This is a genomic window from Rhizobium mayense (genome assembly GCF_030272705.1).
Lineage (GTDB): Bacteria > Pseudomonadota > Alphaproteobacteria > Rhizobiales > Rhizobiaceae > Rhizobium > Rhizobium mayense.
In genome coordinates this window covers 73,829-87,675 of sequence record NZ_JARFYM010000015.1, presented here as the reverse complement: position 1 = coordinate 87,675, position 13,847 = coordinate 73,829, and the positions used below count along the sequence as shown (strand labels likewise).

General features: G+C 60.3%; 12 protein-coding genes and 1 pseudogene. 11 read left to right on the top strand and 2 right to left on the bottom strand.

What is annotated here, in order from left to right; translation table 11 throughout:
- Window positions 1-13 precede the first annotated feature (13 nt).
- A complete protein-coding gene (locus tag PY649_RS18905) occupies window positions 14-502 on the bottom strand; it encodes a DUF4168 domain-containing protein (protein WP_285870140.1) in 489 nt (162 codons plus the stop codon).
- A gap of 502 nt (window positions 503-1,004) precedes the next feature.
- On the opposite strand from PY649_RS18905, the gene PY649_RS18900 reads away from it, so the two are divergent.
- From PY649_RS18900 to PY649_RS18875, 6 genes are all read left to right on the top strand, one after another.
- Window positions 1,005-2,054 (top strand): alpha/beta fold hydrolase, encoded by a 1,050-nt coding sequence (locus PY649_RS18900; protein ID WP_285870139.1) that lies wholly within the window; start codon window positions 1,005-1,007, stop codon window positions 2,052-2,054.
- A 258-nt stretch (window positions 2,055-2,312) separates the two neighbouring features.
- Window positions 2,313-3,053, top strand: coding sequence for a response regulator (locus PY649_RS18895; protein ID WP_285870138.1), 741 nt, complete (start codon window positions 2,313-2,315; stop codon window positions 3,051-3,053).
- Window positions 3,050-4,372 (top strand): sensor histidine kinase, encoded by a 1,323-nt coding sequence (locus PY649_RS18890; protein WP_285870137.1) that lies wholly within the window; start codon window positions 3,050-3,052, stop codon window positions 4,370-4,372. The genes PY649_RS18895 and PY649_RS18890 overlap by 4 nt, the downstream gene beginning before the upstream one ends.
- A 181-nt stretch (window positions 4,373-4,553) precedes the next feature.
- Window positions 4,554-6,320, top strand: coding sequence for a cytochrome c biogenesis protein DipZ (locus PY649_RS18885; protein ID WP_285870136.1), 1,767 nt, complete (start codon window positions 4,554-4,556; stop codon window positions 6,318-6,320).
- An 11-nt stretch (window positions 6,321-6,331) separates the two neighbouring features.
- A complete protein-coding gene (gene msrA / locus PY649_RS18880; protein WP_285870135.1) occupies window positions 6,332-7,069 on the top strand; it encodes a peptide-methionine (S)-S-oxide reductase MsrA in 738 nt (245 codons plus the stop codon).
- Between the two features lie 346 nt (window positions 7,070-7,415).
- On the top strand, window positions 7,416-7,832 hold the full coding sequence (locus PY649_RS18875) for an organic hydroperoxide resistance protein (protein WP_285870134.1): 417 nt from the start codon (window positions 7,416-7,418) through the stop codon (window positions 7,830-7,832).
- Here the strand turns inward: PY649_RS18875 and PY649_RS18870 are convergent.
- Window positions 7,829-8,294: pseudogene (locus tag PY649_RS18870) on the bottom strand (MarR family winged helix-turn-helix transcriptional regulator). The gene PY649_RS18875 and the pseudogene PY649_RS18870 overlap by 4 nt on opposite strands.
- 262 nt (window positions 8,295-8,556) lie before the next feature.
- On the opposite strand from PY649_RS18870, the gene PY649_RS18865 reads away from it, so the two are divergent.
- From PY649_RS18865 to PY649_RS18845, 5 genes are all read left to right on the top strand, one after another.
- Entirely contained in the window at window positions 8,557-9,513 is a 957-nt protein-coding gene (locus PY649_RS18865; RefSeq protein WP_285870133.1) for a S1C family serine protease, read from the top strand.
- A 187-nt stretch (window positions 9,514-9,700) separates the two neighbouring features.
- Entirely contained in the window at window positions 9,701-10,645 is a 945-nt protein-coding gene (locus PY649_RS18860) for a TIGR03571 family LLM class oxidoreductase (protein ID WP_285870132.1), read from the top strand.
- Window positions 10,646-10,723: 78 nt separating this feature from the next.
- The gene (locus PY649_RS18855; RefSeq protein WP_285870131.1) at window positions 10,724-11,848 is read left to right on the top strand and encodes an NADH:flavin oxidoreductase/NADH oxidase; all 1,125 of its coding nucleotides are present in this window, start codon (window positions 10,724-10,726) and stop codon (window positions 11,846-11,848) included.
- Between the two features lie 94 nt (window positions 11,849-11,942).
- Complete coding sequence (locus tag PY649_RS18850; protein ID WP_285870130.1) at window positions 11,943-12,314, top strand: hypothetical protein; 372 nt, start codon at window positions 11,943-11,945, stop codon at window positions 12,312-12,314.
- 243 nt (window positions 12,315-12,557) lie between these two features.
- Window positions 12,558-13,757, top strand: a complete 1,200-nt coding sequence (locus tag PY649_RS18845; RefSeq protein WP_285870129.1) for an MFS transporter — start codon at window positions 12,558-12,560, stop codon at window positions 13,755-13,757.
- The last annotated feature ends 90 nt before the right edge of the window (window positions 13,758-13,847 follow it).

Genomic DNA, 13,847 nt, shown 5'->3' with positions numbered 1-13,847 from the left:
TCCTAGCCGCAGCTTACTGCTGTGCGGGCGGCGCGGACTGCTGTCCTGATCCCGATTGCTGTGCGGGAGCGGCCTGCTGGATCTTTTCCTGAACTTTCTTAACGAGCGCAGGATCCTTCTGCGCAGCAGTCAGAATTGTGTTGTATTCCTCGACGGACATGCCGGGCGAGGTCTGGACAGCCTGTACCATCTGTTTGCCAGCTTCGGCCTGTAGCTGTTGCTTCGCGGTCGCATCCGGCGTTGCTCCGATCTTGGCTGAGTATTCCTGCCTGATCTTGTCCACCTGCAGATACGCGACGGCAAAAGCCTCAATTTTCTGATCGCTTATAGCCGCACCCTGGCTATTTGGTTGCCCTGGGGTAGGCTGTTGCGGAGTAGGCTGCTGCCCTTGGGCAGGCTGCTGGTCTTGTGTTGCCTGCTGTGCGGACGCCGGATTGCTGAGAAATAGCAAACTCAAAGCTGCAGCAGTCAATGATGTAGCGGTAATATAGCGAGTGATCATCTTCATTCCTCGTTAGTAGCGCGGGAGAGAACGCCTCTTTGACGGCGCAGAGTGAAGGCGGCATATCGCATTGATGAAGCCGTGCGTTAGGGTTGAGGAATGAACCGGCGAGAATGTGACCCTCAAACGTTTTCTATGGGGCAATAGCGTGGCAATCTGCAGACTACGGAGTGACGGCTTTGTGGCTGCCGCTAGCTGGCGTACCGTTCACGACATGGCCGCCGCGCCCCGGGGCCGCACTAATCTCACGTCGGCTTCATGAATTCCGGCTGATATCGCTGCTTCCGCTCACAGAACCACCGCGGTAAAAAAGCCGCCGCAGATTCGAGGCGCAGCCGGGCAGGTGGAGAAGCTGACCAAGAAGACGCGGTCGTTTGTATCCAATTGTATCCGAAGGTCCAATAGCTACATCGGCATTCAAAGCCTGTGGGATCGTGACACATCACGGATACATGGAGGCGATTTTCTCATGACCACGCCGGATCCACCTGGAGAGAGATCAATGTCTGAAGATATCAATCATCAACGCCGCCGTTTTTTCGGCACCGCAGCCATGACCATCGCCGCCGCGCAGTTCGGTATGTTCGGCGTCGCGCAGGCGCAGGCTGAGACCAAGCCGTCGGCTCTGCCCGCGGTCAAGCCGGGAAGCAATACGACCTTTGGCGCCCTCAAGCAGATCAATGCCGGTGTGCTGAATATCGGATATGCCGAGGCCGGCCCCACCGATGGTCCGCCAATCATTCTTTTGCATGGCTGGCCCTACGATATCTACAGCTTCGTCGACGTCGCTCCTTTGCTGGCGTCGCAGGGCTACCGCGTGATCATTCCCTATCTGCGCGGCTACGGCACGACGCGCTTTCTTTCAAATGATACGGCCCGCAATGGCCAGCAGTCGGTCGTGGCCGTCGATATTCTTGCCTTGATGGACGCTCTGAAAATTCAGAAAGCGATCCTCGGCGGTTTCGATTGGGGTGCGCGAACGGTCAACATTCTCGCCGCGCTCTGGCCGGAACGTTGCAAGGCCATGGTGTCCGTCAGCGGTTATCTGATCGGCAACCAGGAAGCCGGCAAGACACCGCTGCCGCCGAAGGCTGAACTCCAATGGTGGTACCAGTATTATTTTGCCACGGAACGCGGCCGAGAAGGTTACGACAAATACCGGCGCGACTTTGCCAAGCTCATCTGGCAGATCGCTTCGCCGAAGTGGAATTTCGACGACGCGACCTTCGATCGCAGCGCCGCATCCTTCGACAATCCGGATCACGTCGCCATCGTCATTCACAACTATCGCTGGCGGCTGGGTCTCGCAGAAGGCGAAGCGCGATATGACGATCTGGAAAAGCGCCTGGCAAAGGCTCCGGTGATCAGCGTGCCCACCATTACCATGGAGGGCGACGCGAACGGCGCCCCACATCCCGAACCCACAGCCTATCGCAATAAATTCGCGGGTAAGTACGAGCATAGAACCATCGAGGGCGGCATCGGCCATAACCTGCCGCAGGAAGCGCCGCAGGCATTTGCCCAGGCAATCATCGATGTCGATAAATTCTAATCCTCCGAGCAGATCGCCAGCAGTGGTATAAAATACCGCTGCTGGCCCCATCGGGGGGCTAAAGCTCCCCTTGATACCCATCCCGGCAAACGCCTATACATTTGTTTTATCATCATTATTAATGTGATAGGCGAAATGCGGTTGCCCGGTCTGAACAGCGGCGGCATTGTTGACCTGCCGGCAACAATCCGTTCAGGGGCATCCAGCTGCCGTCAAAAATTGCTGTTGCGCCGTTCCGGAGAAAAGAGGCACCTGACGATGGATCATATCGACCACATCTTGATCGTCGATGACGATCGCGAAATCCGTGAGCTGGTCTCGAACTATCTCAAGAAGAACGGACTGCGCACCACCGTCGCGGCGGACGGCCGGCATATGCGGGCGTTTCTGGAAACAAACGCCGTCGATCTCATCGTCCTCGACGTGATGATGCCCGGCGATGACGGCCTGGTTCTTTGCCGGGAGCTGCGTGCCGGCAAGCATAAGTCGACGCCGATTCTGATGCTGACAGCGCGCGACGACGAAACGGACCGGATCATCGGACTGGAGATGGGCGCGGATGATTATCTGGCAAAACCCTTTGCCGCACGCGAACTCCTGGCCCGTATCAAGGCCATCCTACGTCGGACCCGTATGCTTCCGCCAAATCTCCAGGTGACGGAGGTCGGTCAGCTTTTGTCCTTTGGCGATTGGCGGCTTGACACAACCGGCCGCAACTTGCTCGACCGCGAAGGAACCGCCATAGCGCTCAGCGGCGCTGAATATCGCTTGCTCCGCGTCTTCGTCGACCATCCGCAACGTGTCCTGAACCGGGATCAGCTCCTAAACCTCACGCAAGGGCGGGATGCCGAGTTGTTTGACCGCTCGATCGACCTTCTGGTCAGCCGGCTACGCCAGCGCCTCCGCGACGACGCGCGCGAGCCCGAATACATCAAGACCGTGCGCAGCGAAGGCTATGTTTTCGCAATGGCGGTCGAAATATCCGAGCTCCGCCAATGAGCGTCGTGGCAGGGTTACGGGGGTTTAGGCCTTGGCCTCGGACCTTGGGATCGAGGCTGTTTCTGATCCTTCTCGCCGGCTTGATGCTTGCGCAGGGGCTTACCTTCAGCGTCCAGTCCTTGGAACGCTATATCACGGCCAAAGCGGTGATGCTCAACACGCTGGAGAACGATGTGGCGACCTCGATCGCCGTTCTCGACCGGCTGCCGGCGGCCGAGCGCGCCGATTGGTTGGACCGCCTCGATCGCGGGACCTATCGATTTGTGCTTGGCCCAGGCCTTCCCGGCGTGCCCAGCCTGACTGATCAGGGCAAGCAGATTGCCGGAAAAATTCAGGATGCCGTCGGTGAACGCTTTCCCATCCGGTTCGAGTCGATACCTGGTGACGGCAAGCGCCTCCAAGCCCACCTGACCCTGAGCGACGGCAATCCGCTGACGATCGACGTCAACCCCGCACCCATCATGCCGATGGCTCAATGGCTGCCCATTGTTCTGCTCCTGCAACTCGGTCTCCTCATTCTCTGCACCTGGCTGGTCGTCCGGCAGGCGCTCCGTCCGCTTGCTGATCTGGCCAACGCCGCCGACGCGCTTGACCCGAACAAGAAGACGCCGCGTTTGGTTGAAGCAGGCCCGAGTGAAGTTGCCCACGCCGCCCGCGCTTTCAATGCGATGCGCGACCGGATCGCTCATTATCTCGAAGAAAGGGTGCAGATTCTCGCGGCAATCTCGCACGATCTTCAAACGCCGATTACGCGCATGAAGCTTCGCGCCGAGATCGCGGAAGACTCGCCCGAAAAGGAAAAACTGGTCCAGGACCTTGCCGAAATTCAGCGCCTCGTCCATGAAGGGGTGGCCTATGCCCGCAGCGCCCACGGAAACACCGAGAAACCCTCCCGCATAGACATCGGCTCCTTCGTCGAGAGCCTCGCCTATGACTACCAGGACACCGGCAAGGCGGTGATGGTCGCCGACAAGGTCGATGGTGCCATTATCACCCGGCCGCATGCGCTCCGGCGGATCCTGACAAATCTCATCGACAATGCGTTGAAATTCGCAGGCACCGCGGAGATATCCGTGCAGAAGGACAGCACCGGAACAGTCCTTATAAAAGTCCTCGATCGCGGTCCCGGCATTCCGGAGGACCAACTCGACGCCGTGATGCAGCCCTTCTTCCGGCTCGAACAATCCCGAAGCCGAGGAACCGGGGGAACCGGACTGGGCTTGGCGATCGCCGGACAGCTTGCACAGGCGATCGGCGGCTCGCTCGCATTGCGCAACCGCGAGGGCGGCGGGCTGTCGGCGGAAATCTCCCTCCGCTGATGGGTTTAAGGCCGCGCTACCTTTGTATCCCAACGTAGCGGCCCACTCTCTTCGAACACTTCGTTACACTTTCGCCCGATCGGGACACATGGGGGATACGTCAGCTCCCCCTTATGCGGTCAATGGCTGCTCACCAGCCATTGCGCCCCGGCGCCCGATCAATCCTTGAAAGGAAACGATGATGACACTTCTTGTCATTGCCTATCTCGGAGGCGTGCTGACGATCCTCAGCCCGTGCATTCTCCCTATTCTCCCCTTTGTCTTCACCCGCACCGGGCAGCCTTTCGTCAGAAGCGGCTTGCCGATGCTCACCGGCATGGCGATAACTTTTGCCGCAGTTGCGACGCTTGCGGCCGTCGGTGGCGGCTGGGCCGTCCACGCCAACGAATATGGGCGCTATGCTGCCATTGTCTTGCTAGCCATTTTCGGCGTGACCCTTGCCTCGCCGCAAGCAGCCGACATCCTGACCCGGCCGATCGTAGCCTTGGGAAACAGGCTCATGAATTCGGCCGATGGCGGGCGTTCCTCCGTAGTTGGTAGCTCACTGGTTCTTGGCATCGCAACCGGACTATTGTGGGCGCCCTGCGCCGGCCCGATCCTCGGCCTGGTCCTGACGGGCGCTGCCCTGCAGGGGGCGAATGCTAATACGACCTTGCTGCTTCTGGCCTATGCAGCAGGCGCGGCAACATCGCTCGCCGTTGCGCTTCGGGCTGGCAACAGGGTCTTCGCAGCCATGAAGAGCTCGCTCGGCTCCGGTGAAAGAGTACGCCGGATGCTTGGTGCAGCAGTCCTCGCCGGCGTCGCGGCGATTGCGTTTGGCTTGGACACAGGATTTCTGGCACGCTTGTCCTATGCCAATACCTCGACATTCGAGCAGGCCATTCTCGACAAATTCAACGCCGATCGCCAGGAGCAGGCCGCAACGATGGTGGCCAGCAACACACCGATGATGGCTGCCGTAAAGCCTCGTTTCAAGAGCAAGCTTCCAGTCGAAGGCCGGTTTCCTTCTGTGGATGGCGCCGTCGCGTGGCTGAACTCGCCGCCGCTGACCGCGGAGCTACTGCGTGGCAAGGTCGTGCTGGTCGATTTCTGGACCTATTCCTGCATCAACTGCATCCGCACCATCCCCTACGTCAAAGCCTGGGCGGACAAATACCGGGATCAGGGGCTGGTCGTCATCGGCGTACACGCACCGGAATTCGCCTTTGAGAAGAAGATCGACAACGTCAAGGGAGCCCTTAAGGACTTCCAGATCGACTATCCCGTCGCCATCGACAACAACTACCGGATCTGGCAGGCATTCCAGAACAGCTACTGGCCGGCGCTCTATTTCGTCGATGCCAAGGGGCAGATCAGGCACCATGTTTTCGGCGAGGGGGAATACGACACCTCCGAAAAGGTCATCCAGGAACTGCTGGCCGACGCCCGCAATCAGATGCCTGAAAACAGTATGGTCACGCCGAATGCGCAAGGCGCGGAGGCAGCACCTGATCTTGCCAATATCGGATCCGGCGAGACCTACATCGGCTACAAGGAAGCCTCGAATTTCGTATCACCGGAAGGTCTGAACGGGAATGCCGCCCAGGATTACACGACCGGCGATCCCGGTCTCAACGAATGGGGCCTCTCCGGCAACTGGACGATCGGTTCCGAGCAGGCGACGCTGAACAAGGCCGGCGGCGGCATCACCTATCGCTTCAGCGCCCGTGACCTGCATCTCGTTCTCGGCCCGAGTGCCGACGGCAAGCCGGTGCGGTTTCAGGTCACCGTCGATGGCAAGGCGCCTGGCGCAAGCCATGGCGCCGACACCGACGGCGACGGCAACGGCACTGTCACTGAAACACGCCTCTATCAGCTCGTGCGCCAGGCCGGCGATGTCGGGGAACGGACCTTCACAGTCCACTTCCTCGATCCCGGCGTCGAAGCCTACGTATTCACTTTTGGATGAGGAGCAGAACAATGCAGATCAGAACGCATTCGAGATTTATCAGCCGTTTCGGGATCGTACGTCCCTTTCTAGTCGCCGGAGGGTTGCTAGGTTTTTTCGGGGCGACGCTTCTCGGCAATTCATCAGCCGCCGAGGCGCCGCGGTTGGTGCCGCCTGCGATACATGACGTGGCAAGCGCGGCTGGCCTACAGACCGCCGTGTTCGCCGGTGGCTGTTTCTGGGGTATGCAAGGTGTATTCCAGCATGTCGAAGGCGTCATCAGCGCGACGTCCGGTTATGCCGGCGGCAGCGCCGAGACCGCGAATTACGAGCTGACGGAAAGCGGAACCACCGGCCACGCCGAAGCTGTCCAAATCGTCTTCGATCCAAAGACGATCAGCTATGGCAAGCTGCTGCAGATCTATTTCTCGGCCGCCCACGATCCCACGCAGGTCAACCGGCAAGGGCCGGACCGCGGCACGCAGTATCGCTCCGCAATCTTTCCGGTCGACGCAGAACAGAAGCAAATCGCCTCGGACTATATCGCCCAATTGGAAACGGCCCATGTCTTCAAGGCGAAGATCGTAACGACCATCGAGCCCGACAAACCTTTCTACAAGGCAGAGGCCTACCACCAGGACTATATGGCCAATAATCCGAGCCAGCTCTATATCGCGATCAACGAGCAGCCCAAGGTCGACAATCTGAAAAAGCTCTTTCCCCAGTTCTACAGAGAAAACCCCGTTCTGATTTCAGATAGCCAGGGCTGACGGAGGCCTCGAAGCGCTCCACTTGATTGCGAGAGCGTCCAGAGCCTCGTGAACGACCGTCCACCGAAACAAAACTCCTCCGGCGCCAAGCCGGAGGAGTTTTCCGAACTCATAACCCAGACTGCCCTTTCGAATGAAACCCAGGCCTCGGTGTCCTATCGCGGATGTCCGCTGGCCTGCTTTGTACGGCAATGTACAGAGCCGTCGCCCTCCCACAATCCGTTACACTTCTGCTTAATCCGGACACATGCGGGATACGTCGCCACTGCTTTATACGGGCAATGGCTGGTCGCAGTCATTGCGTCCCATCAGGGCGCCTTCAACCGCTTTAAAAGGAACCAAGACCATGACCCAGACCGACAAGGTACTCTACACCGGCAAGACCCACACCACCGGCGGCCGCGACGGCGCGTCGCGCAGCTCCGATGGCCGTTTGGACGTCAAACTTTCCTCCCCAGGCACTTCGGGCGCCGGCACCAATCCGGAGCAATTGTTCGCTGCCGGCTGGTCGGCCTGTTTCGAAGGCGCGATCGGGCTTGCCGCCCGCAAGATGAAGGTCGCCGTCCCGGCTGACGCCGCAATCGACGCCGAGGTGGATCTGTGCCTTGTCGACGGCGCGTATTTCCTGCAGGCCCGCCTCACCGTCAGCCTGCCGGGCTTGGAGCACGATGTGGCTCAGGCGCTTGTGGAAGCCGCGCACCAGACCTGCCCCTATTCCAAGGCGACCCGCGGCAATGTCGATGTCGTGATCAACCTGGTCTAATCGGATTTCCCCCTGCTGGCCGTCACAAGATTATCGCGAAGCCTTGTGACGGCCTTCTGCAGGAGCGCAAATTCCTCCGCCGTCAAACCCGAGGCTTTCGCCGTCACCGCGGCGAGGCCGAAGCCCTTCTCTCGAAGGCGGCGGCCAACATCAGTCAGTGAAATCCGAACGTTGCGTTCGTCGTCGGTATCCCGTGTACGTCGAACATAGCCCATGGCCTCCAGCCGCTTCAGCATCGGCGTCATGGTGCTCGGCTCCAAAAACAGCTTCTCGCTCAGCCCTTTGACCGTTTGCGCATCTTCCTCCCACAGGGAGACGATCGTTATGTATTGCGGATAGGTCAGGCCAAGCTCCTCCAGGACCGGCTTGTAGACCCGCGAATAGCTTCGCCGAATAGACTGCAAAGCACATGAAGTCCGCCAGTTTCCCGGCCTTTGCGCGGGGAGAGGTTTTCTTGGCCATCAGGGTCTCCGGGAGCGGCAAAAATAATTATGATGCGAAGGATTATCACAGGTTTAAGCGCCTCAACCAGCCGAAACAACTGCTATCCTAATAATTACTACAATAATTAATTGCGCGATGATCGAGGCATAGTATCACGACTTGAACGCAGGCCGACGCCCATCCATTTAATCCTTACGACAGCGCCATGGCGGACCAGGCATCACGGTGATCGGGCCGCCGGCGGCAGCGACGATGGGCGCCGCTGTTTGAGGATCAAACGATGGGTTTCATAGACAAGGACATAGTGCCCGCGGATGACGGGGCACTGATAGATGCATATTCTCAATCCATAGCGAGTGCGGTGGACACGGTCGGACCGGCGGTCAGCCGGATCGAGCGGGTTGGCGGCAGGGGTGGGCATGGTTCCGGCTTTGCCGTCTCGCCAGACGGGCTCATCGTCACCAACAACCATGTTGTCGACGACGCCAAGATCGTCCGCATCACCACGCCGGACGGTTCGGTGACTGAGGGACGCGTCCTCGGGCGTGACGTCGACACCGACATCGCCCTCATCCGAGCCAATTCAGGCGTTGGAGCCTGGGCTCGTCTTGGGGACTCCAAGCGCCTGCGCAGGGGCCACATCGCCATCGCCATCGGAAATCCGCTCGGCTTCGAGTGGACGGTGACCGCCGGTATCGTATCGGCGCTTGGTCGCTCGATGCGGTCTGCGAGCGGTCGCCTGATGGACGACGTCATTCAGACCGACGCCGCGCTCAATCCCGGTAATTCCGGTGGGCCACTGGTGTCTTCGCGCGGCGAGGTCATCGGGGTCAATACGGCCGTCATCCAGGGTGCGCAAAGCATCGCATTCGCGGTGGCTTCCAATACGGCGAACTTTGTGGTCTCGGAGATACTCCGCTATGGCCAGGTCAGGCGCGCCTTTATCGGGATCGCCGGCGATACGATCGAGCTGCCGCGCAGGATCGCCCTTGAGGCCGGCACCGACCAGACAACCTCGGTGCGCGTCAGGCGGGTCGAGCCTGGCGGTCCGGCCGATCGTGCCGGCTTGCGGGACGGCGACTATATCCTGGCGATCGACGGTACGCCGATCGGCGGCGTCGATGATATCGTAAGACTGATGAGCGGCGACAGGATCGGTCAGGACACCGACCTGCTCGTTTTCTCGGTTGCGGGTCGAATCGAGAAGCGCACATTGCTGCCGGTTGCCCGGTCATAAATCATCTGACGAAAGTGAAAACATCGGTCCGCTCAGCCGATCTGAGCTCCTGGTATCTGGCGCGGATCGGAGTCGCCCCGCGCTAAACATGAGCGCGGCAGTGCGGCGACGGCTCAATTCGTTCCCACGTAATCATTGGGTCGTATAGGTCGTCAGATCGGTGCAGGGCCGACGAAGGAGAGTGTGAATGGAGAACTCGAGGCAGCATCCGGCATTTGAGTCCGTCTTCAAGCCGGGCAACCTTTCGTTCGGTTTGGTGCTTCCCTTGACGCGCGCCGGCGAGACCCGGCCGGATCCGTATGCGCAGCTCGATTTCGCTCGGCTTGCGGACCGACTGGGATTCTCTGCCCTTTGGGTCCGGGATGTGCCCCTGAACAGCCCCGACTATCCTGACCCCATCGAACATCTGGATCCCTGGGTTCATCTGGGCGCCCTGGCGGCCGCCACCGACAGGATCGCCCTGGTTACAGGCGCCATCGTTTCCCCATTGCGGCATTTCATCCACACGGCCAAGGGCGCGGCGTCCGTCGATCATCTGTCGAAAGGCCGCTTTCTGCTCGGGCTGGGCTCAGGTGACCGACCGGGAGAATTTCGGCCGTTCGGACAGGAACTATCGGATGCGGCGGAGCGGTTCCGGGAGAATTGGGAGCGGATTTCCGGGCTCCTGAATAAGGATGGGCGCATCGACCCCTCAGGCGCAACGGCCGATCCCGATGCCGAGATTCGTCCGAGACCATTGCATGGAAACATCCCGACGCTGGCGGTCGGATCCGCTGGGCAGACGATCAGTTGGATTGCCCGCAACGCCTGCGCCTGGGCAACCTATTACAGACCTCTCGCAAGGCAGCGTGACCGCTACGCGATCTGGCGCGCGGCGGTGCAGAAGGTCGATCCAACGAAATCGCCGGCCTTTGCATCATCTCTGCGTTTGCAGCTTGAAGACAATGCCCATGCGCCAACCCAGCAGCTCGACCTCGGTCTGCGGGTCGGCCGGGTCGGCCTGATCGAGGAACTTGTGGCATTGCGCGAAATGGGCGCCCAACACATCATGTTCAACCTGACGAGCGACGAACCGCCGGCAGAAGAGGTAATGCAGGAACTCGCGTCAGAGGTTATTCCGCAATTTCGTTAGCGTCGATTCATGATCTAAGAAGAGCCGATCATTCACGGCAACCATGCGCATGCCCCACACCACACAAAGGATATCATCATGGCCCAACCCGCCCTATTCACCCCGCTCCGCGTCCGCAATCTCGACCTGGCCAACCGGATCGTGATTGCTCCCATGTGCCAATATTCTGCGGAAGATGGGTGCATGAACGACTGGCATTTGATCCATCTCGGCCAGCTTGCCCTTTCGGGAGCGGCATTGCTGACCATCGAGGCAACGGCGGTTCTTCCGGAGGGTCGCATCAGTTGGGCGGATGTCGGGCTGTGGAACGATGAGACGGAAGCGGCCATGCGCAGGACATTGGAGGGCGTCCGGCGCTGGTCGGACATGCCGATCGGAATTCAGTTGAACCACGCCGGCCGCAAGGCGTCGACCGAAGTCCCGTGGCTCGGAGGGGCGCAGATCGCTCCGGGCACACCACATGGCTGGCAGACCGAAGCACCTTCCGCTGTGCCGTTTACCGAGGGCCGGGTTGCGCCGACCGCGCTGGATCGAGACGGGTTGCGCCGGGTTCGCGATGCCTTCGCGGCTTCGGCTGTCCGCGCCGGCCGGCTTGGACTCGACTTCGTCCAGCTTCACGGAGCCCACGGCTATCTGCTGCACCAGTTCCTCTCGCCGCTCTCGAACCGACGCGAGGACGAATATGGCGGTTCGCTGGAGAACCGGATGCGGTTTCCGCTGGAGGTTTTCGAGGCCGTGCGTGCCGCCTTCCCCTCCGATAAGGCGGTCACCATGCGAGTGTCGGCTACGGATTGGGTCGAGGGTGGCCTGAACGTCGACGAGATCGTTGCGTTTGCCAAGGTACTCGACGCCCGCGGCTGCGACGCGATCCATGTCTCCAGCGGCGGCCTTCACCCGGCGCAGCAGATTCCGATCGGACCAAGCTATCAGGTGCCGCTTGCCCGCGCCGTCAAAGCCGCCGTTCGCATGCCGGTGGTAGCCGTCGGGTTGATAACCGAGCCGACGCAGGCCGAGGCGATTGTCTCGACCGGCGACGCCGACATGATCGCTCTCGCGCGCGCTATTCTCTACGATCCCCGTTGGCCCTGGCATGCAGCCGCCGAACTGGGCGCGCAGGTGCGCGCGGCCAATCAATATCTCCGCAGTCAGCCGCGCCAGTTCAAGGACCTGTTCCAGATGGGCGGCACCGCTACCCGCACGTAAGCGCGGCCGCCTGCTTGTCTCGTCACGACTGCGGTGGGGAACTGCGACCTGCCGCCGTCGTTATGACATCGGGCCACAGCGATGGAGAAAGACAATGGAAATTGCAGGAAAACCTGGCTCGCATGCGCTCAGCGCATTTTTTGACGAGGAATCCGACGCTGAAAAGGCGTCCAAAGAACTCAGGAAGGCGGGTATACCGAGAGATGCCATCACCATGACGCCTGGAAACCGCCCCGGCATACCTCCGATCGATCATCTCGGCTTCGTCGATGCCCTGACCGGTCTCTTCTTTAGAGAGGAGCAGCGCAAGACCTATGCCGAGGCGCTTCGACGCGGGGGCGTCCTGGTGACCGTGCAGGAGGTCAGTAACGAGCAGCACGACGCCGCGCTGAAAATCCTCACGGAAAGGGGAAGCATCGATATGGATGAGCGCGTGGAGGAATGGCGGCGCGAGAACTGGAAATAGGCACCATCCGCGAGCCGTCCCCTCACCTCTTCTTTGGGAGCGGATCGGTCATCGGCGCAAGCAACGATTGCCGAGGTGCTCATGTGAATTGATTTGCCGGACAACCTTCCACGAGGCAAATAAAATGAAAGGAACATGTCGAAATCGCGCTGGCCCGAGCGTCTTTAGGGAATGGACGGCAGCGGAATAGGATCGTCCATGCCGTACTAAAGATTGATCGCACGAATATGGGGTTCAGCGGATATGAGCGTTTCGTATCGTTGGGTTATCGTGGCCGCCGGCGCACTCATGACCTGTGTCGCGCTTGGCGCAATGTTTTCATTGGCTATTTTCCAAGTGCCTATTGCCGCCGCCACCAATTGGTCACATGCCGGCATTGCGAGCGCGATGACGCTGAATTTCCTGGTTATGGGCCTGGGTGGTTTCCTTTGGGGCGCGGCGACTGACCGCTTCGGCCCCCGCATTGTCGTGTTGACGGGAGCGGTGCTCTTGGGGCTCGCGCTCGTGCTGGCGAGTCGCGCTGGATCATTGCTCGAATTTCAATTGACCTATGGCATTCTCGTCGGCCTCGCCGCTAGCGCATTCTTCGCACCGATGATTGCCGCTACCACCGCATGGTTCGAAGAAAACCGCAGTCTCGCCGTTTCGCTGGTCTCCGCCGGCATGGGCGTTGCGCCGATGACGATTTCGCCGTTCGCCCGTTGGCTGATTTCGACCTATGACTGGCAGACGGCCATGATGCTCATTGGCATTCTGGCGTGGGTCTTGTTGGTGCCGGCAGCGCTATTGGTGCGACGTCCTCCGGCGCCCGTGGGCGGCCCGGCTGCCGATCCTGCGGCAGAGGGTCCCAACGTGCCGCTCGGACACATATTCCGATCACCGCAATTCCTCGTTCTCGGTGGAACCTTCTTTGCCTGCTGTGCGGCGCATTCAGGGCCGATCTTCCACATGGTGAGCTATGCGACGATCTGTGGCGTGGCGCCTATGGCGGCAGTCAGCATCTATAGCGTCGAGGGGCTGGCGGGGCTCGGCGGCAGACTTTTATATGGCACGCTTGCAGACAGGTTTGGCGTCAAGCCGGTTCTCGTCGCGGGCTTGCTGGTGCAGGCCGCCGCGCTCGCGATCTACCTCTTTGTCAGCCAGCTCAGCGAATTCTACGCCCTCGCAGTCATCTTCGGCAGCGCCTATGGCGGGGTCATGCCGCTTTATGCGGTGCTGGCGCGCGAATATTTCGGCCCGCGCGTCATCGGCACGGTTTTTGGCGCCGCAACGATGTTGTCGAGCATTGGAATGGCTTTTGGTCCGCTGGTTGGCGGCTGGATCTTCGACACGTTCGCGAACTACTCCTGGCTCTTCATCGGATCGTCCATGGTCGGACTCGGCGCTGTCGCGATCGCGCTCGCCTTTCCGCCATTGCAGCGGGTCAGGCTTCAACCGGCATAACCCGAGTTTCCGGCGTCAACACACATGACCGAAATGATCAAGGCCCCCATAGGCATGAGATGGGGGCTGCGTAGAGCCGCTCGCTGCCTT

Bases quoted from the DNA above. Each gene is read 5' to 3' on its own strand.
- PY649_RS18845 (WP_285870129.1), top strand. From the start codon at position 12,558: ATGAGCGTTTCGTATCGTTGGGTTATCGTGGCCGCCGGCGCACTCATG.
- msrA (WP_285870135.1), top strand. From the start codon at position 6,332: ATGCAGATCAGAACGCATTCGAGATTTATCAGCCGTTTCGGGATCGTA.
- PY649_RS18860 (WP_285870132.1), top strand. From the start codon at position 9,701: ATGGAGAACTCGAGGCAGCATCCGGCATTTGAGTCCGTCTTCAAGCCG.
- PY649_RS18865 (WP_285870133.1), top strand. From the start codon at position 8,557: ATGGGTTTCATAGACAAGGACATAGTGCCCGCGGATGACGGGGCACTG.
- PY649_RS18850 (WP_285870130.1), top strand. From the start codon at position 11,943: ATGGAAATTGCAGGAAAACCTGGCTCGCATGCGCTCAGCGCATTTTTT.
- PY649_RS18855 (WP_285870131.1), top strand. From the start codon at position 10,724: ATGGCCCAACCCGCCCTATTCACCCCGCTCCGCGTCCGCAATCTCGAC.
- PY649_RS18900 (WP_285870139.1), top strand. From the start codon at position 1,005: ATGTCTGAAGATATCAATCATCAACGCCGCCGTTTTTTCGGCACCGCA.
- PY649_RS18885 (WP_285870136.1), top strand. From the start codon at position 4,554: ATGACACTTCTTGTCATTGCCTATCTCGGAGGCGTGCTGACGATCCTC.
- PY649_RS18890 (WP_285870137.1), top strand. From the start codon at position 3,050: ATGAGCGTCGTGGCAGGGTTACGGGGGTTTAGGCCTTGGCCTCGGACC.
- PY649_RS18875 (WP_285870134.1), top strand. From the start codon at position 7,416: ATGACCCAGACCGACAAGGTACTCTACACCGGCAAGACCCACACCACC.
- PY649_RS18905 (WP_285870140.1), bottom strand. From the start codon at position 502: ATGATCACTCGCTATATTACCGCTACATCATTGACTGCTGCAGCTTTG.
- PY649_RS18895 (WP_285870138.1), top strand. From the start codon at position 2,313: ATGGATCATATCGACCACATCTTGATCGTCGATGACGATCGCGAAATC.